The organism is Rhodanobacter sp. G1 (assembly GCF_055397855.1).
On the sequence record NZ_AP039674.1, the window covers coordinates 1,828,760 to 1,847,480 of the forward strand.

The window sequence follows — 18,721 nt, forward strand, 5'->3', positions numbered from 1 at the left end:
GTGCAGCAACCGCCGCAGTATAGACAGCAGTTCCGGGCACGGACAACCGGCCTTCAGACCAGGCTGCGGAAAATGTGGATGCCCGCGCTGTACTCGCCCACGATGGTGCCCAGGCTGACCAGGAAGAAGTTCAGCAGGGTGCGTGCCACGCGGTTCTTCCACCAGCCGCTCCAGTGCACGATGTCGTCGCGCAGCGTGTCGAAGTCGGCCACGCGCGGGCGGCGCACCCAGGCCTCGGCCATGGCACTTATCGCGCCGGAGGGGATGCCGGGGCGGAACGGCTTGATCGGTGCGGCGATGAAGGCGGCGAGGATGCTGAGCGGATGCGCGCCCGCGGCGACCGCGCCCAGCGCAGCGAAGCCGCCGGTGAACAGCACCCATGCGGTGAGCGCCTGCGTGCCCAGCGCCGCATTGCGGTGGAAGGCGAAGGCGATGGCCGCGAACACCGCCAAAACCAGGCCCACGGCCAGCCATTTCGGCCAGCGTGCCTTCGGCGGCGACTGCGCCAGGCTGGCGGCGATCGTTGCCGGGTCGTCGTGTTGTTCGTGCAGCAGTTCGCACATGCCCTTCAGGTGCCCCGCGCCGATCACCACCAGCACGCGGCGCGGTTCGGCGGAAGGCGAGCGCGCCGCTTCCTCGCGCAGGCGCGCGGCCATGTAGGCGTCGCGCTCGCCGATCAGGCTCTGGTACAGCGGCTTGGATTCGCTGGCGAATTCGCTGAAGGCGCTTTCCAGCATGTCGCCCTGCTTGAGCTTCTCGATTTCGCCGGCCTCGATCTCCTCGCGCTCGAACACGCTGGCGAGCAGGCCGCCGAGCAGGCTGAAGCGCTGCCAGAAACCCACGTTGTGCCAGGCGCGCTTGAGCGTAGTGCCGACCTCGCGGTCGATCAGCCACAGCGGCAGGTTGCGCGCGACGGCGCCGTCCATTGCCGCCTTCATCTCGGCGCCGGGCTGGATGCCGGACTGCTCGGCGAGGCGCTTCTGGAACGTGGACAGCACCAGGCTGGCGGCGACCATGCCGGCCTTGCCCTGGCGTATCACCTGGAACAGATCCATGCGCTTGAAGGCGTCGGGATCGCGCATGCCCTGCGCGCGGCTCTCGCACAGTTCCACCGCCACCGCATCGAAGCGCTCGTGTTCCAGCAACGCTTCCACCGCCTCCATGCTGGTGCGCGAGACGTGGGCGGTGCCCAGCACCACGTATTCCACGCCGTCGCGCATCACGCGCTCGATGGGTTGATCCGCGAGCGCGGCGGGCAGGGACGGGGCGGATTCGGGAACACTCATGCGCGGCGCAGACCAGTCATCGGAAACCCAAGCATGGGGACGCGCCCGATGCGAAGCAAGTCAGAGTCATTCGAGTTGTTCGACTTAGGGATAGCGGTATCACTGAGGCCCGGTCGCCGCTGGGTGGTGATCGGGCGTATACGGATGGACATCAGGGACGGGAACTTTGTCGGATTTGCCATTGATCCAGTCCTCTACGCTGGCAGGACATGTCGTCTCACAAACGGGAGGAAGGCTCTGGCCAAGAGCCAGCCTTATCCTTCTTGTCGCCCGCCAGTCTTCCACATAGCTCCCGGAGTAAGCGTCTCCGGTAATCACACAATCGTGGCAGATGCCATTCTTCGTGAACGCCTCGAAAAAGAACGATGCATATTCTTCCTGCCCATTATGGGTGGGCTTCGAAAATCTTATCTCCTCCATGAACTCCTGACTCTTGTCGGCGAACGTTTGTCTCCGCTCGACATGTCGGCTAATCCGCGTCATTCCTTCTCTGGCGTAGGCATCGCGGTAGACGGATATCACTCGGTCCGGAGGCATGTGTCTGTACGCCACCCTAGGCATCATGGGTTGAGTTGCCGGAGAGACTGATGGAAGAAGTGATGCGCATGCGAAAAGAAAAGCAGTCGCCGTCGAGCATTTTCCGATTTCCATTGCACACCTCCAGGGCGATTCACTGTTTGAGACGGCAGATGCAGCAGCGCTGCTGACCGTGCACGGCAGGCTTGAAGTGAGTCGGCCTTCGCGACTGAGTCCTCTCCAAAATCCGGTACAGGAATGCAGTCAATCGCGGAAGCGGCGAAGCAGGTCGCCGTAGGCGTCGATGCGGCGGTCGCGCAGGAAGGGCCAGATGCGGCGCACGTGCTCGCTGCGCTGCATGTCGACCTCGGCGACCAGCAGCTCGCGCCGGTCGGTGCTGGCTTGCGCGAGGAATTCGCCTTGCGGCCCGGCCACGAAGCTGCTGCCCCAGAACCGGATGCCTGCACCCACGCCGCTCGGATCGGCCTCGTGGCCGGTGCGGTTGCAGGCCAGCAACGGCAGGCCGTTGGCCACCGCATGGCCGCGCTGCACGGTGATCCAGGCTTCGCGCTGGCGATCCTTCTCGCCTTGCGCGTCGTTGGGATCCCAGCCGATGGCGGTGGGGTAGAGCAGCAGTTCCGCGCCGGCCAACGCCATCAGGCGCGCGGCTTCCGGATACCACTGATCCCAGCACACCAGTACGCCCAGCTTGCCCACCGTGGTCTGGATCGGCTCGAAACCGAGGTCGCCCGGCGTGAAGTAGAACTTCTCGTAGAACGCCGGATCGTCCGGGATGTGCATCTTGCGGTACTTGCCCGCGATGGCCGCCGAGCGGTCGAACACCACGGCGGTGTTGTGGTACAGCCCGGCCGCGCGCTTTTCGAACAGCGAGGCCACCACCACCAGTTGCAGTTCCTCGGCCAGCTTGCCGATGCGCGCGGTACTGGGGCCGGGGACGCTTTCGGCGAGGTCGAACAGGTCGACCGATTCGTGCTGGCAGAAGTACGGGCCGTTGTGCAGCTCCTGCAGCAGCACCAGCTCGGTGCCGGCTTTGGCGGCCTCGCGCAGGCCGGCCTCGATGGCGTCGAGGTTGGCGTCGCGGCTGCCGCGGTCGGTTTCCTGCAGCAGCGCGACCTTGAGTGTCTTGCGGGTCATCGTGGGGTACTCCTGTTCAAACCAGCCCGGCCGGCAGCTGCATGGTGATGCAGTGCAGGCTGCCGTTCTGCCAGATCAACGGACGGCAGGGCACCTGTACTACTTCGCGGCCCGGATGTGCGGCGGCGATGATGCGCGCGGCTTCGTCGTCGGCCGCGTCGCCATAGGCAGGCACCAGCACCGCGCCATTGACGATCAGGTAATTCGCATACGAGGCGGCGAGGCGGCGGCCCTCGTCGACGATGGGCTGCGCCCACGGCAGCGGGTACAACTGGTACGGGCGGCCATCCGTGGTGCGCAGTGCGGCGAGTTCCTCGCCCATGCGCGCGAGCTCGTCGTGGTGCTTGTCGCCGGCATCGTCGCAGGCCTGGTAGACGATGCGCCCTCCGGGCGCGAAGCGGGCGAGCGTGTCGATGTGCGCGTCGGTGTCGTCGCCTTCGAGGTAGCCGTGATCCAGCCACAGGACGCGGCTGGCGTGCAGACTGTCCATCAGGATCGCGTCCATCGCCGCGCGGCTTTGCTCCGGGTGGCGCTGGTTGAGGCACTTCCAGGTGGTGAGCACGCTACCGGTGCCGTCGCTCTCGATGCCGCCGCCTTCCAACGCCCAGTCGATGCGGCGATGGCCAGCTTGGCCGAACACGCCTTCGCGCACCAGTCCGGCGATCAGCGCGTCATCGCGCTCGGCGCCGAACTTGCCGCCCCAGCCGGTGAAGCGGAAATCGGCGAGCTGGAAGCGGCCGTCGCCGGCCGACAGCGTGATCGGGCCGGAATCGCGCAGCCAGGTGTCGTCGTAGGGCAGTTGCACGAAGCGGATGCGGGCGAGGTCGACGCCGGCCGTGCGCAGCAGCGATTCGGCGTGCGCATGCACGTTCGCGTCGGCCACCACCACGATCAACTTCTGGAAACGCGTGACCGCCGCGGCCAGCGCCACGTAGGTGGTTTCCACCTCGGCCAGGCGCTCGGCCCAGTCGGTGCCTTCGTGCGGCCAGGCGATCAGCACCGCGGCTTGCGGCTCCCATTCGGCGGGCAGGCGCCAGCGGGGTTCGGTCATGGTGGGATTCTCGTGCGTGTCGATGGCGCCCGAAACGGCGCGGGGCCGCACATTTTAAGCGATGCGCGCACAAGAAACGCGGCCCGTCGATGCGGGCCGCGTCGAGTTGCCGGAAATCAGTTCGCGGCAGCCGGGTTGGTGTTGTTGCCGGCTGGCGTGTTGAGCACGGAGTGGATCACGTGACTGCCCTGGAAGTACACGATGAAGTCCGAGTACTCCCAGCGGTTGATGACCGGATGTTTGCTGGTGTCGCCGCCGCGCGGCGACAGCTTGCGGCGTGGCGCGCCGTAGCGCTTTTCGACCTGGGCCATGCTCATGCCGCGCGCAGGCAGGTTCATGCCCTTTTCCTGCTGCACGCGATGGATCAGCAGGTTGTCGGCGTGGGTCGTTTGCGGCGCGGCGAGGCCGCCGCAACCGATGGCGATGGCTGCCAGCAAGGGCAGGCTGTGACGGTGCTTGATCATGATCCCCTCTCCACGCGTGGCGTTGCCGCGCCGTTGTAGCAGAACTGTCCGCGACTATCCATGCTCCGTCGCGCCGGGTGTGACCGCCGCAACCGTTATCATGGGCGGCCGAATCCTCCCGATTGAAGTGCCCCGATGATCGCGTTCCGCCATTTTGCCCTGCGCCGCGGCAGCCGCCTGCTGCTGTCCGACATCGACCTGGTGATCCAGTCGGGCTGGCGGCTGGGCGTGATCGGGCGCAACGGCTGCGGCAAATCCAGCCTGTTCGCCGCGCTGCAGGGGCAGGTGGAAGCCGACGCCGGCGAGATCGACCTGCCGGCGAAGCTGCGGCTGGCCTCGGTGGCGCAGGAGACGCCCGCGCTGCCCGATCCGGCCATCGACTACGTGCTGGGCGGCGACGTGGAACTGGCCGCCGCGCTGCGCGACGAAGCCGACGCGCAGGCACGCGGCGACACCGAGGCGATGGCCAAGGCCCATCACCGCATCGAGGAACTGCACGGCTACGACGCTCGCGCCCGCGCCGGGCGCCTGCTGCACGGCCTGGGTTTCGCGCCGGAGACGCACGAGCGCGCGGTGAAGGAGTTCTCCGGCGGCTGGCGCGTGCGCCTGAACCTGGCGCGCGCGCTGATGGCGCCCTCCGAGCTGCTGCTGCTCGACGAACCCACCAACCATCTCGACCTCGACGCCGTGCTGTGGCTGGAGGAATGGCTGCGGCGCTACCAGGGCACCTTGCTCATCATCTCGCACGACCGCGAATTCCTCGACGGCGTGATCGACCACACCCTGCACCTGGTCGACGGCGGCGTGCGGCTCTATTCCGGCAACTACAGCGCGTTCGAACGCCTGCGCGCCGAACAGCTGCGCCAGCAGCAGATCGCGCACGAGCGCGAACAGGCCGAGCGCGCGCATTTGCAGAGCTTCATCGACCGTTTCAAGGCCAAGGCCAGCAAGGCCAAGCAGGCGCAGTCGCGCATGAAGCGGCTGGAGAAGATGGCCGGCACCGAGGCGGTGCGCGCCGAGCGCGCGTTCCACTTCCAGTTCGCCAAGCCCGAGCGCGTGCCCGATTCCATGCTGCAACTGGAGGACGTGGCGGCGGGTTATCTCCCTCTCCCCGCCGGGGAGAGGGCCGGGGTGAGGGGCGAGGCTGGCGACGAGGCTGCATCGAAGTCAGCTCTGATGTCGACTACCGCAAGCCTTGACCCCTCACCCCAACCCTCTCCCCAGGGGGGAGAGGGGGCACATGTCGTCCTGTCGGACGTGCGTTATTCCATTGAAGCGGGCGAGCGCATCGGCCTGCTCGGCCCCAATGGCGCGGGCAAGTCCACGCTGGTGAAGACGCTGGTGGGCGAGCTCGCGCCGCTGGCGGGCGAGCGCAAGGCGCACAAGGATCTGAAGATCGGCTACTTCGCCCAGCACACGGTGGAAAGCCTGCGCGAAGGCGCCAGCCCGTTCGATCACCTGCAGGACAAGGCGCCCGGCGTGGCCGCGCAGGCGCTGCGCGACTTCCTCGGCACCTGGAACTTCGCCGGCGACCGCGCCTTCGAGCCGGTGGACGGTTTCTCCGGCGGCGAACGCGCGCGCCTCGCGCTGGCGCTGATCGCCTGGGACAAGCCCAACCTGCTGCTGCTGGACGAACCCACCAACCACCTCGACCTCGACATGCGCGAGGCGCTGGCCGACGCGTTGGCCGACTTCGATGGCGCGCTGGTGCTGGTGTCGCACGACCGCCACCTGCTCGGCATGGTCAGCGACAGCTTCTGGCGCGTGGCCGACGGCGTGGTGGAACCGTTCGACGGCGACCTCGACGACTACGCGCGCTGGCTGCGCGCGCGCGGTTCGGCGAACAAGAAGGCCGCCAAAGCCGAGGTCAAGCCTGCGACGCCGGTTGAATCACCGGAGGAACGTCGACGCGCCGCGGCCCAGCAGCGCGAGAACGAAAAGACCTCGCGCCAGCGCGTGAAGAAGATCGAGACGCGCGTGGCCGCCATCGATGCCGAGCTGACGGCGCTGGAGGCGAGACTCGCCGATCCGGAAACCTACAACGGCCCCACCGCCGCGCTGATGAAGCTGGGCCAGCAGCAGGCCGAGCTGCGCCGCGAGAAGGAAACGCTGGAAACGGAATGGATGGCCCTGTACGAGGCACTGGAAGCCTGATGGGCGCGCAACCGACGCAACTGTGGCTGCCGGCGCTGGATCGCTTCGACCGCACGCATCCCTTGCGGCATCTGCTGGCGAAGGCGGATCGGCTGGCCGACGACGGGCGCGGTCGGCTCGAACGCCTCGCTGAGGCCTTCCATGCCGACGCGGCGACGCTGCCGGTCGCCGCGCTGATCCGCGAGCACCTCGCCGGCGATGCGGGCGAGGCCACCTGGCTCAACGCCGATCCCGCCTGGGTGCAGCCGGACATGACCGGCGTGCGCCTGCTGGCCTGCGGCTCGATGCCATTGGACATGGACGAGGCGCACGCCTTCGCGCAAGCGCTGCAGCCGGCCTTCGCCGAGGCTGGTTTGCAACTGGAGATCGGCGCGCCGAACCATTGGCAACTGCGCCTCGCGCCGGGTACGCCGCTGCCGGCATTCGCCACGCCCGAGCAGGCGCTGGGCGAGGACTTGTACCAGTACCTGCCGCAAGGCGCGGCAGGCCGCCCGTGGCGCGTGCTGCTCAACGAGGTGCAGGTGCTGCTGCACCAGCATCCGCTGAACGCTGCCCGCCAGTCGCGCGGCCTGCCGCCGGTCAACAGCGTGTGGCTGTGGGGGGCAGGGCGCTTGCCGGCATCGTTGCAAGGCGCGTTCGCCGGTGTGGTCGGTAATGACGCCCTGCCGCTTGCGCTGGCATCGCGCGCTGGCATGCTGGCGCAGGCACGCACGCAGGAAGCCGTGGCGACGGCGCAGGGAGGCTGGCTGGTCGATCTGCAGGACTTGCCCGCGGCAGGTTTCGACGAGACGTGGTGGCCAGTCATCCAGGCGCTGGCACAGCGGCAAGCCCTGCGCCTCGCGTTCGCCGGTGGCGAGCGCTGGTCGTGGCGGCCGCTGCACCGCTGGCGCTTCTGGCGCGGAGCGCCGCGTTGAGCGCGCCGGAACTGCGGCGGCGCGAACCGCAAGGCGAGCCGTCCGGCTGGGATGCCACGGTGCATCCGGTATTGCAGCGGGTCTACGCCGCGCGCGGCATATTGCGGCCGGATGGCGTCGAGCATCGCCTGCAACGCCTGCTGCCACCGCAGTCGCTGGGCGGCCTGGATGCCGCCACCGACCTGCTGGCCGAGGCGATCCGCGACGACTGGGCCATCCTCGTCGCCGGTGACTACGACTGCGACGGCGCCACCGGCACCGCTGTGGCCGTGCGCGGCCTGCGCATGCTGGGCGCGAAGCGGGTGGGTTACGCCGTGCCCAACCGCTTCGTGCACGGCTACGGCCTCACGCCCGCGCTGGTCGATTCGCTGCAGCCGCGGCCGCAGCTGATCGTCACCGTGGACAACGGCGTAGCCAGCGTGGCCGGCGTGGCGCGGGCACGCGAACTCGGCATGCGCGTGATCGTCACCGACCATCATCTGCCCGGCGAACAATTGCCGGATTGCGACGCGATGGTGAACCCGAACCTCGCCGGCGACGGCTTCCCCAGCAAGGCGCTGGCGGGTGTCGGCGTGATGTTCTACCTGTTGCTCGCCTTGCGCGCGAAGTTGCGAGAGCAAGGTGCTTTCGCAGCAGGCGAGCCTGATCTGTCCACGCTGCTCGACCTCGTCTCGCTGGGCACCGTTGCCGATCTGGTGCCGCTGGACTTCAACAACCGCGTGCTGGTGGAGGCGGGCCTGCGGCGCATCCGCGGCGGCCGCGCCTGCGCCGGCATCGCCGCGCTGATCGAATGCGGCAAGCGCAGCGTGGCCACGCTGTGCGCCAGCGACCTCGGCTTTGCGGTGGGGCCGCGGCTCAACGCGGCCGGCCGGCTGGAAGACATGCAGCTGGGCGTGGAATGCCTGCTCACCGACGACATGGCGCAGGCGCGCCGCTACGCCACACAGCTCGACCAGATCAACCGCGAGCGCCGCGACCTGCAGGCTTCGATGGTGGCCGAGGCCGAGGCGATGACCGCCGGCCTGCATGACATCGACGCGGTGGGCGTGGCGCTGTACGAGCCGTCGTGGCACGCGGGCGTGGTGGGACTGGTGGCTTCCAAACTGAAGGAGCGCCTGCATCGCCCTGTCATTGCATTTGCGCCGGCTTCTCTTGAAGAGTGTGGCGATGGATCGCCGCTTCCTGATCTTCGCGCGCAGGATGCGCGCACGAGTCATGTACATCTCCGCGGCTCGGGCCGCTCGATTTCCGGCTTCCACCTGCGCGATGCGCTGGCGATGATAGACGCGCGCCAGCCCGGTCTGATCGAACGTTTCGGCGGCCATGCGATGGCGGCGGGGCTGAGCCTGCGCGCAGCGGATTTCCCGCGTTTCGCCGCCGCCTTCGATGCCGCCGCACGCGAACTGATCGTGCCCGAGCGGCTGCAGGCGGCGCTCTACACGGACGGCGAACTCCCGGCCGGCAGCCTGTCGCTGGAGCTGGCGCTGCAACTGCGCGGCGCCGGCCCGTGGGGGCAGGCCTTCCCCGAACCGCTGTTCGACAACGTGTTCGAGTGCGCGAACTGGAAGCCGATGGGTGAGGGCCATTGGCGGCTCGGCCTGCGTGATCCGCGCGACGGCAGCGTGCACGATGCGGTGATGTTCAATGTCGGTGCCGCTTCGCCGCCGTCGCGTTTGCGCGCCGTCTACGAGCTTGCCGTCAATGATTGGCAGGGCCGCGAGTCGCCACGCCTGCTGCTGCGACACGTCGAACCGGCCTGAAGTTGCATGCCGTTCACGGCGCAGGCGCAAGACTGGGCACCCGCTTGCTATGGAGACCGTCATGCTCGAACAGATCGATGGGCTGCCGCCCGGTACTCTGGGATTCCGCGCGCACGGCCAGGTGACCGCGGCCGACTACGAACAAATGCTGGTGCCGGACGTGGAAGCAGTGTTCGCGCTCAACCGCAAGTTGCGCATGCTGTTCGTGGTGGAGCCGGACTTCACCGGCTTCGACGCGGGCGCGATGTGGGACGACTTCATGCTCGGCATGCGCCACATCAGCGGCTGGGATCGCGTGGCGCTGGTGACCGACGTGCCGTGGCTGCGCACGGCAGCCACGGCGACGAAGTTCCTGGTGCCGGCCGATTTCCGCCTGTTCGCGCTGGCCGAGCTGGAACAGGCGACGCGCTGGATCGCCGAACCCATGGAGGAGTGAACGAATGGACGGCCGAATGCCTTCATGCCGAATCCTCACTTGCGCCGCGAACCGCCTTCTGTTCTAGTCGGCCCATGACCTTCACGACCGCCACGTTCCCGAACGCCTCTGCGCCTGCCGCGCGGAGCTTCGTGGCGGCCGCCAACAATAATCGCGCGAACAATAACGCCAACCGTTGGCGGGCCCGCGCGTAGCTGAAAGCAACACCACCAGACACGCGACCAAGGCCCGCCCAGTGCGGGCCTTGGTTTTTTTGTGTTTTGAAAACCAGGGAGTCAACAACATGTGTTCGATTTTCGGAATGTTCGACCTGCAACCGGGCGACGACCTCGCCGCCCTGCGCCGGCAGGCACTGGAACTGTCGCAGCGCCAGCGCCATCGCGGGCCGGACTGGAGCGGGGTGTTCGTGGACGCGGGCGTGATCCTGGTGCACGAGCGGCTCGCCATCGTCGATCCGACCTCCGGTGCGCAGCCGCTGCGTTCGCGCGACGGCGCGCTGGCGCTGGCGGTGAACGGGGAGATCTACAACCACCGCGAACTGCGCGACGCCAGCGACTACGACTTCACCACCGGCTCGGACTGCGAAGTCATCAACGCCCTGTACCGCGAGCACGGCGCGGCTGCATTTATCGAGCATGGCCTGCCCAGGCTCAACGGCATCTTCGCCTTCGCGCTGTGGGACGGTGCGGCACAGCGCTACCTGATCGCCCGCGATCCCATCGGCGTGTGCCCGCTGTACTGGGGGCACGACGAGCAGGGGCGCCTGTGCGTGGCCTCGGAGATGAAGGCGCTGGCCGGCGTGTGCGCCGACGTGGCCACGTTCCCGCCCGGCCACGTCTACGACAGCGCCACCGGCGAACTGCACCGTTACTACCGGAAGGAGTGGCGCGACCATGCCGCCACGCGCGGCCACGACGTGCCGCCGGCCGAGCTGCGCGCGGCCTTCGAGCAGGCCGTGCACCGCCAGTTGATGACCGACGTGCCCTACGGCGTGCTGCTTTCCGGCGGGCTGGATTCCTCGCTGGTCGCCGCCTGCGCTGCGAAGTTCGCCCGCGAGCGCGTCGAGGACAACGATCGCAGCGAGGCGTGGTGGCCGCGCCTGCATTCCTTCGCCATCGGCTTGGAAGGCTCGCCCGACCTCGCCGCCGCGCAGATCGCCGCCGACGCGCTGGGCACGGTGCACCACGGTTTCGTCTACACCTTCTGGGAAGGGCTGGATGCGGTGCCGGAGGTGATCCGCCACCTGGAAACCTACGATGTCACCACCATCCGCGCCGCCACGCCGATGTACCTGCTGGCCCGTCGCATCAAGGCGATGGGCGTGAAGATGGTGCTGTCGGGCGAGGGCTCGGACGAGATCTTCGGCGGTTACCTGTACTTCCACAAGGCGCCCTCGGCGGAAGCCTTCCACGAGGAAACCGTACGCAAGCTCGACGCGCTGCACAGCTACGACTGCCTGCGCGCCAACAAGGCGATGATGGCCTGGGGCGTGGAGGCGCGCGTGCCCTTCCTCGACCTCAAGTTCATCGACGTGGCGATGGGCATGGACGCCGCGCACAAGATGGCGGGCAAGGGCAGGATCGAAAAGCACGTGCTGCGCGCGGCCTTCGACGGCGCCTTGCCCAAGGAGATCCTGTGGCGGCAGAAGGAGCAGTTCAGCGACGGCGTGGGCTACGGCTGGATCGACGGCCTGAAGGCGCACGCCGAGCAGATGGTGAGCGACCGCGAATTCGCTGCGGCCGCCGCGCGCTTCCCGTTCAACACGCCGGCCACCAAGGAGGCGTATTTCTATCGCCGCATCTTCGAGCAGCACTACCCCGGCGAGGCCAGCGCGGCCACCGTGCCGGGCGGCAAGTCCATCGCCTGCTCGTCGCCGGCCGCGCTGGCGTGGGATCCGGCGTTCGCGGCGATGGCCGATCCCTCCGGTCGCGCGGTGCGCGGGGTGCACGAGCAGGCGCTGGCGTAGCCGGGCATGGAATCCCCGCCCATGGGAGCCTCTGTTACCATGGGCGGCCAATTTTGGACATCCGGTTCAACCATGATCGAGACCAATCCGATCCTTGCGCAGATTGCTGACCTCACGGCCCGCGTCGAGTCGCTTAGGGGGTATCTTTGACTACGCCACCAAGCGTGAGCGCCTCGAAGAAGTAAGCCGCGAACTGGAAAGCCCCACCGTGTGGGACGATCCGCCGCGCGCGCAGGAACTGGGCCGCGAACGCGCGCGCCTGGACACCGTGGTCACCGGCATCGACGAACTGACGTCGGGCCTGTCCGACGCGAAGGAACTGGTGGAGATGGCCGCCGCCGACGGCGACGAGGACACCGTCGCCTCGGTGACCGACGACGTGGCCAAGCTCGAAGCACGCGTCGGCAAGCTGGAATTCCAGCGCATGTTCTCGGGCAAGATGGACGCCTGCAACGCCTTCGTGGACATCCAGGCCGGCGCCGGCGGCACCGAGGCGCAGGACTGGGCCGAGATGCTGCTGCGCATGTACCTGCGCTGGTGCGAGTCGCGCGGCTGGAAGGCCGAGTTGATGGAAGCCTCCGGTGGCGAAGTGGCGGGCATCAAGTCGGCCACCTTCCGCGTGGAGGGCGACTACGCCTACGGCTGGCTGAAGACCGAGATCGGCGTGCACCGCCTGGTGCGCAAGAGCCCGTTCGACTCCGACAACCGCCGCCACACCAGCTTCACCAGCGTGTTCGTCTCGCCCGAAGTCGACGACGACATCGACATCGAGATCAACCCGGCCGACCTCAAGACCGACGTGTACCGCTCGTCCGGCGCCGGCGGCCAGCACGTGAACAAGACCGAGTCCGCGGTGCGCATCACCCACGTGCCCAGCGGTGTGGTGGTGGCCTGCCAGACCGAGCGCAGCCAGCACGCCAATCGCGACCGCGCGATGAAGATGCTGGCGGCGAAGCTGTACGAGATCGAGATCCAGAAGCGCAACGCCGAGAAGGACGCGCTGGAAGCGACCAAGTCCGACATAGGCTGGGGCAGCCAGATCCGCAACTACGTGCTCGACCAGAGCCGCATCAAGGATCTGCGCACCGGTGTGGAGCGCTCGGACACGCAGAAGGTGCTGGACGGCGACCTCGACGAGTTCATCGAGGCCAGCCTGAAGTCCGGCCTGGACGCGGGCGCCAAGCGCGTCGATGCCTGATAGGCCCATATCGCGGCTTCAGCGGCGATATGGAAAGGCACCTGTATAGACCTTCCCGGTTTCCAACACAGACGAGGTAGCCAGCATGAATGCCAAGAAGACCTGCAGCATCCTGTTTGCCTGTGCCGCGCTGGCTGCGTTCGGCGCCAGTGCGCAGAGCGCCGGCCAGGACATCAAGCAGGGCGCGAAGGACGTGGGCCATGGCGTCGCCACCGGCGCGCGCGCGGTGGGCCACGCCACCAGGAACGTCGCCACCAAGGTCGGCCACGGCGCCAAGGAAGCCGGCACCGGCATCGGCCACGGTGCGAAGAAGGCCGGCGTCGCGGTCGGCCATGGCGCCAGGGACGCAGGCAAGGCCATCGGCCATGGCGCGAAGGAAGGCTGGGATGCCACCAAGGACGCCACCAAGAAAGTGTTCGGCAAGGGCGGTTGACCGCCCAGGTATTCACCCCTGTCCCGTTCGCCCTGAGCGTAGGCCCGCAGGGCCGGAGTCGAAGGCTTGCACCACCTGGTGCTTCGACTCCGCTTGCTACCGCAAGCTACGCCCGGCACGAACGGAGATGTCGGCCATCCCATAAAGACCCCAGCATCAGCCGGTGCGAACACCGGTCACCACGGAAGCCCCATGAGCGAGACCACCGATACCCAGCCCGTCGTCGACGAGAACAAGCTGATCGCCGAGCGCCGCGAGAAACTCACGGCATTGCGCGGGCAGGGCATCGCGTTCCCCAACGACTTCAAGGTGGACAGCTTCGCCGGCGACCTGCAGGACGAGTTCGCCGACAAGGACGCTTTCCCCGCCGAGGCCATCGAGGCGCTGGCGCGTCGCGTGAAGGTGGCCGGCCGCATCGTGCTCAAGCGCGTGCAGGGCAAGGTCAGCTTCGCGCAGATCCAGGACATGAGCGGCCGCATCCAACTGTTCATCCATGCCGGCACCGTGGGCGACGCCTACGAGGCGTTCAAGGGTTGGGACATGGGCGACATCGTGGGCGCCGAGGGCGTGCTGATGCGCACCAAGACCGGCGAGCTGTCGATCAAGGTCGACGCGCTGCGCCTGCTCACCAAGAGCCTGCGTCCGCTGCCCGACAAGCACCACGGCATGGCCGACGTGGAGCAGCGCTACCGCCAGCGCTACGTGGATCTCATCGTCACCCAAGAGGCGCGCGACACCTTCCAGAAGCGCTCGCGCATCATCGGTTTCATCCGCCAGTGGCTGGAGGCCGCGCCGCGCCGCTTCATGGAAGTGGAAACGCCGATGATGCACGTCATCCCCGGCGGCGCCACGGCCAAGCCCTTCATCACCCACCACAACGCGCTGGACATGGATCTCTACCTGCGCGTGGCGCCGGAGCTGTACCTGAAGCGCCTGGTGGTCGGTGGCTTCGACCGCGTCTACGAGATCAACCGCAACTTCCGCAACGAGGGCGTGTCCACCCGGCACAACCCCGAGTTCACCATGCTGGAGCTGTACCAGGCCTACGCCACCTACAACGAGATCATGGATCTCACCGAATCGGTGATCCGCGATACCGCGCAGCACGTGCTGGGCACCACGCAAATGGAGTGGGATGGCGCTCAGATCGACGTCGGCCCCGCCTTCCGCCGCTGGACGATGGAAGACGCGGTGCTGGAGCACAACCCGGAGATCAAGCGCGAAGATCTACGCGACCGCGCGGCGATGGCCGCGCACGCGAAGCGCCTGGGTGTGCAGGTCAAGGACGGCTACGGCTGGGGCAAGCTGCTGCTGGAGATCTTCGAGAAGACGGTGGAGCACACCCTGATCCAGCCCACCTTCATCACCCAGCATCCGGTCGAGGTCTCGCCGCTGGCGCGCGAGAACGACAGCGACCAGGGCATCACCGACCGCTTCGAGCTGTTCGTCAACGGCAAGGAACTCGCCAACGGCTTCTCCGAGCTGAACGACCCGGAAGACCAGGCCGCGCGCTTCAAGGCCCAGGTGGAGGCCAAGGACGCCGGCGACGACGAGGCCATGCACTTCGACGCCGACTACATCCGCGCGCTGGAAGTGGGCCTGCCGCCCACCGGCGGCCTCGGCATCGGCATCGACCGGCTGGTGATGCTGCTCACCGGTTCCGCCTCGATCCGCGACGTGCTGCTGTTCCCGTACATGCGGCCCGAGGCCTGACAAGGTCATGCGGTATGGAGCCGTGCTTCATGCCGTTGTGGTGATGCAAGGGGAGCGTCAGGTGATGGATCGTGAGCAGGATCGGTGCACAGTCATGCGCCGTCTCACCGTCCAGCCTGAGCGGCTTGCGCGATGGCGAGCCATCGTGGCGGCGGCTGTTTTGTTGTGCGGCCTGCTGGCTGCCTGCGCGGCCTGTGCGGTGGAACTGCCCATCGCCATCCTCGGCAGGGGGGCGGGGCTGGACAAGCAGGACATCCGCGTTCTCCATCAGGATCGCGACGGCTATGTGTGGGTCGGCACCGACACGGGCCTTTACGTATTCGATGGCGTGGGTTTCCTGCGCATGGGGGCGGAGCAGGGGTTCAAGCCTGCGGCAGTCGTCGGCATGGTGGAGGACGCGTCCGGCGATCTCTGGGTCGCTACGCAAGCCGGCATGCAGGTGCGTCACCGGGGGCGTTTCGCCAGCATCCTGCCCGAGGGGCAATCGTTGCTTGCCGACCGCGGGCAGCCGCTGGCACTGCGGGCCAATGGCGACCTGCTCGTGGTCAGCCAGCATCGCCTGCTGGCCGTGGCGAAGCAGGGCGACGGGAGCTGGACGGCACAGCCGCTGTTCTCCGCGCGGCAACGCCGGCAGGATCCATCGCTGGATCGCATCGGCGTCGTGGCGGTGCAGGGCGCCACGATCTGGTTCAGTTGCGGCGACGGGCTTTGCAGTTTCCGGCAAGGGCAAGTCCACCATTTCGACACGCGCGAAGGCGTGCCTGCCGACACCTGGCAAGGCATCCTGCCCGCACGCGATGGCAGCGTGTGGGTGTTGGGCCAGCATGAATTGCTGCAGCAGGCAGCGGGCGCTTCGGCCTTCGTGGAACAGCACCTGCCCGATGGTCAATCGTGGGTTGCCGGAGCCAGCGGGTTGCTGGTGCAGGATGCCGACGGCCACATCGTGGTCGGCACCAAGACCGGCCTGCTGCGCCTCGAAGGCAGCCGCTGGAGAGTCTACGGCAATGCGCAGGGCATCATGCCCGGCAATCCCATCCTGCCGATTTCGACCGTGCTGGCCGACCGCGATGGCGGCCTGTGGCTGGGCAATCCGGGTTGGGGCGTGTTGCACTGGGTGGCGAGCACGGCTGTCCAGAACTGGACATCGTGGGCAGGATGGCAGGCCCCCGAACACTCGGAGCTGCGCCGCATCGATGCGCTCACGCTCTGGCAATCGGATGGCAACGCGCCGCCATCCCACCGCAGCAACTGGCGTTGGCCACTGACGTCGTTGCCGCCCGATCATGCCTATCTCGAACGGATCGCGCCCGACGGTTCGACCTGGCAGTTCCATTTCGACGGCAAGATCACGCGTCGCGCGCCGGGCGCGAGCCAGGCAACGAACGTGGCCGCGCTCAAGAACTTCATTCGTGGCGTGTTGCTCAGCCGCGAGGGCACGTTCTGGATCTATACCCTGGGCGGCGTCGATGCGCTGAACCCGAAAACGAGCGTGGTGAAACAGGGCGAGAACTTCCCGATGGGCACCAGTTGTTCCGACGCCGCCGAGGATGCCGCCGGCCATATCTGGGCGGCGTGCAATACCGGCCTTTTCCTCCATCAGCGGCAGTGGAACAGCGTGCCGATACTGCTTGCCGGCAACGCGGGTACCGCATCCATCACGCCGGAACGCATGGCCATCACGGCCGATGGCCGGATGTGGCTTGGAGCCAGCGACGCCAGGTTGCTGGTGTCGCAATCCATCAGGCCCGATGCGCTGATCGTGCAGCCGGTCGATGCGGCCATGCAGGATCACGTGCGCGTGGATTTCATCAAGACGGATGCGCGCGGCTGGCTGTGGGTGGGCGATGCCGCGGGCCTGCGTGTTTTCGACGGCGCCCGCTGGGAGCGCCTGACGTCGCGCGACGGCCTGCTGCTGGACGAAGCGGGCGATCTCGCCTTCCATGCGGATGACGACTCTTCCGTCTGGGTCGCCATGAAAACGGGCCTGTCGCATCTGGTCGATCCGATCCGCCTGCTCAGGTGGCCGGCGTGGCAAACCAGGGTGTTTGCGGCGGACTACGGCGGCTTGGTTCTTCAGCCCGATGCCGTCGTGCCGTTCGACGAGGGTAGGGCCGTCACCTTTCATCTCGCGGTGACCGGCAACAGCACGGGCCACCCGGTGCGCTATCGCTACCGGCTGGACGGCATCGACAAGGACTGGCGCGAAGCCGCCGGGCGCAGCGTGAGTTACACCATCGATCATCCCGGCGCGTATCGTTTTGAAGTGCAGGCGGTGGACACGAACTTCCCGCGCAGGACGCCGCAGGCCACGTTCGCGTTCACCCTCGCTGCGCCGTGGTGGGATTCGACGTGGATGACATTGCTGGCGGCGTTGCCCTTCCTGCTGGCCGGCATCGTACTGGCGTGGCGCTGGCGCAATGCGGTACTGATCGTCAGGAACCGGCAGCTCGAACAGACGGTGGATCGGCGTACCGCGCAGCTCAAGCTGGCGTTGCATGCGCGCAACGACCTGATCGCGAGGATCAGCCACGACCTGCGCTCGCCGCTGGCCAACGTCATCGAATGCGTGAACCGGTGGCGTGCCGGCGACGCCGGGCGCGACTATCCGCGCATCATCGAGCAGAGCATCTGGCAGCAGATCGGGCTGATCGACGACCTGCTGGAATTCGCGCAGGGCGAGCACGCCGATGCCGAACTGGAGGAAGCGCCGGGCTACCTGCACGCCTTCCTCGCCGAAATCGCCGAGCAGGGCACGCTGATGGCGGAGCGCGGCGGCAACCGTTTCGTCCACCGTTTCGACGACGGCTTGCCGGGTGTGGTCAGGGCCGACTTCCGCCGCCTGCGGCGGGTGCTGCTGAATCTGCTCGGCAACGCCGCCAAGTTCACGCACGACGGCCTGATCGAGTTCGAGGTCGCGGCGGCGCAGGGCGAAGCGGGGCGCGTCCGCCTGTGCTTCAGCGTCCGCGACAACGGCATAGGCATCGGCTCCGACAAGATCGAGTCGTTGCTGGAGCCGTTCGTGCGCGGCAGCAACACCGGGCGCCACGAAGGCAAGGGGCTGGGGCTGTCCATCGTGGCGCACTGGCTGGATCGCATGCGCTCGCGCTTGCGGGCGCGCCGGTTGGGCACGAGCGGCAGCGAATTCTCCTTCGCCGTGGATTTCGACACGGCCAGCGAGGCGGAGGTGGGCTCCGGCCTGCTCGACGACGATCCCATGGACGGCAGCCTCGACGGCGGCGGCCAGGCCATCGTGGTGGTGGACGACCAGCCGCAGAGCCGCGACATGCTCTGCGACCTGCTAGACAGCTACGGCTTCGCCAGCTTCCCCGCCAGCGAAGGCGGAGAGGCCATCCGCATCGTGGAAGCACAGCGTCCCGCCATGGTCATCACCGACCAGTATATGGATGGCATGGATGGCTGGGCGCTGCTGGCGGCGCTGCGGAAAGCCCACGCCGGGCTGCCGGTGATCCTTTGCTCCGTCGTGCCGCCGCGCCGCCCGGCCGGCGGCGGGCCAGGGCTGGATTTCGACGCGGCACTGCTGAAGCCGGTCAGCGTCCGGCAATTGCTGCGGGTGATCGCCGAGAAGCTGCCGTCCCGCTGAGAGCCTGTTTACGATCTCCAGCCGCCTCCACGATGAGCGGGAGTCGCCGGGCCAACGAAGAGATCGTGAACAGT

The 18,721-nt window shown here is 67.6% G+C and carries 14 protein-coding genes; 9 read left to right on the forward strand and 5 right to left on the reverse strand.

Going from position 1 to position 18,721, the window contains the following annotated elements; all coding sequences use genetic code 11:
- Window positions 1-53: 53 nt before the first annotated feature.
- From ACZ5Z2_RS08335 to ACZ5Z2_RS08355, 5 genes are all read right to left on the reverse strand, one after another.
- On the reverse strand, window positions 54-1,286 hold the full coding sequence (locus ACZ5Z2_RS08335; protein WP_464761485.1) for a TraB/GumN family protein: 1,233 nt from the start codon (window positions 1,284-1,286) through the stop codon (window positions 54-56).
- Window positions 1,287-1,385: 99 nt separating this feature from the next.
- On the reverse strand, window positions 1,386-1,937 hold the full coding sequence (locus ACZ5Z2_RS08340; RefSeq protein WP_464761486.1) for a hypothetical protein: 552 nt from the start codon (window positions 1,935-1,937) through the stop codon (window positions 1,386-1,388).
- 129 nt (window positions 1,938-2,066) lie between these two features.
- Window positions 2,067-2,957 carry a carbon-nitrogen hydrolase gene (locus tag ACZ5Z2_RS08345; protein WP_464761487.1) on the reverse strand — a complete coding sequence of 297 codons (891 nt, stop codon included), beginning with the start codon at window positions 2,955-2,957 and terminating at the stop codon, window positions 2,067-2,069.
- 16 nt (window positions 2,958-2,973) lie between these two features.
- Complete coding sequence (locus ACZ5Z2_RS08350; RefSeq protein ID WP_464761488.1) at window positions 2,974-4,008, reverse strand: agmatine deiminase family protein; 1,035 nt, start codon at window positions 4,006-4,008, stop codon at window positions 2,974-2,976.
- Between the two features lie 116 nt (window positions 4,009-4,124).
- Entirely contained in the window at window positions 4,125-4,472 is a 348-nt protein-coding gene (locus ACZ5Z2_RS08355) for a hypothetical protein (RefSeq protein WP_464761489.1), read from the reverse strand.
- Window positions 4,473-4,607: 135 nt separating this feature from the next.
- Between ACZ5Z2_RS08355 and ACZ5Z2_RS08360 the strand changes: the two genes are divergently transcribed.
- From ACZ5Z2_RS08360 to ACZ5Z2_RS08400, 9 genes are all read left to right on the forward strand, one after another.
- Window positions 4,608-6,626, forward strand: coding sequence for an ABC-F family ATP-binding cassette domain-containing protein (locus ACZ5Z2_RS08360; RefSeq protein ID WP_464761490.1), 2,019 nt, complete (start codon window positions 4,608-4,610; stop codon window positions 6,624-6,626).
- A complete protein-coding gene (locus tag ACZ5Z2_RS08365; RefSeq protein WP_464761492.1) occupies window positions 6,626-7,540 on the forward strand; it encodes a phosphoglycerate mutase in 915 nt (304 codons plus the stop codon). Before ACZ5Z2_RS08360 ends, ACZ5Z2_RS08365 begins: the two co-directional genes overlap by 1 nt.
- Window positions 7,537-9,300 carry a DHH family phosphoesterase gene (locus ACZ5Z2_RS08370; RefSeq protein ID WP_464761493.1) on the forward strand — a complete coding sequence of 588 codons (1,764 nt, stop codon included), beginning with the start codon at window positions 7,537-7,539 and terminating at the stop codon, window positions 9,298-9,300. Before ACZ5Z2_RS08365 ends, ACZ5Z2_RS08370 begins: the two co-directional genes overlap by 4 nt.
- A gap of 61 nt (window positions 9,301-9,361) precedes the next feature.
- Window positions 9,362-9,736, forward strand: coding sequence for a SpoIIAA family protein (locus ACZ5Z2_RS08375; RefSeq protein ID WP_464761494.1), 375 nt, complete (start codon window positions 9,362-9,364; stop codon window positions 9,734-9,736).
- Window positions 9,737-10,019: 283 nt separating this feature from the next.
- Entirely contained in the window at window positions 10,020-11,702 is a 1,683-nt protein-coding gene (asnB, locus tag ACZ5Z2_RS08380) for an asparagine synthase B (protein WP_464761495.1), read from the forward strand.
- 72 nt (window positions 11,703-11,774) lie between these two features.
- A protein-coding gene (gene prfB, locus ACZ5Z2_RS08385; protein WP_464761496.1) for a peptide chain release factor 2 occupies window positions 11,775-12,900 on the forward strand; the annotation gives its coding sequence in 2 pieces (ribosomal slippage) (window positions 11,775-11,849 and window positions 11,851-12,900; 1,125 coding nt in all).
- Window positions 12,901-12,985: 85 nt separating this feature from the next.
- Window positions 12,986-13,333, forward strand: coding sequence for a hypothetical protein (locus tag ACZ5Z2_RS08390; RefSeq protein ID WP_464761497.1), 348 nt, complete (start codon window positions 12,986-12,988; stop codon window positions 13,331-13,333).
- 192 nt (window positions 13,334-13,525) lie between these two features.
- Window positions 13,526-15,046 (forward strand): lysine--tRNA ligase, encoded by a 1,521-nt coding sequence (gene lysS / locus ACZ5Z2_RS08395; protein WP_464761498.1) that lies wholly within the window; start codon window positions 13,526-13,528, stop codon window positions 15,044-15,046.
- 145 nt (window positions 15,047-15,191) lie between these two features.
- The gene (locus ACZ5Z2_RS08400) at window positions 15,192-18,647 is read left to right on the forward strand and encodes a hybrid sensor histidine kinase/response regulator (protein ID WP_464761499.1); all 3,456 of its coding nucleotides are present in this window, start codon (window positions 15,192-15,194) and stop codon (window positions 18,645-18,647) included.
- The last annotated feature ends 74 nt before the right edge of the window (window positions 18,648-18,721 follow it).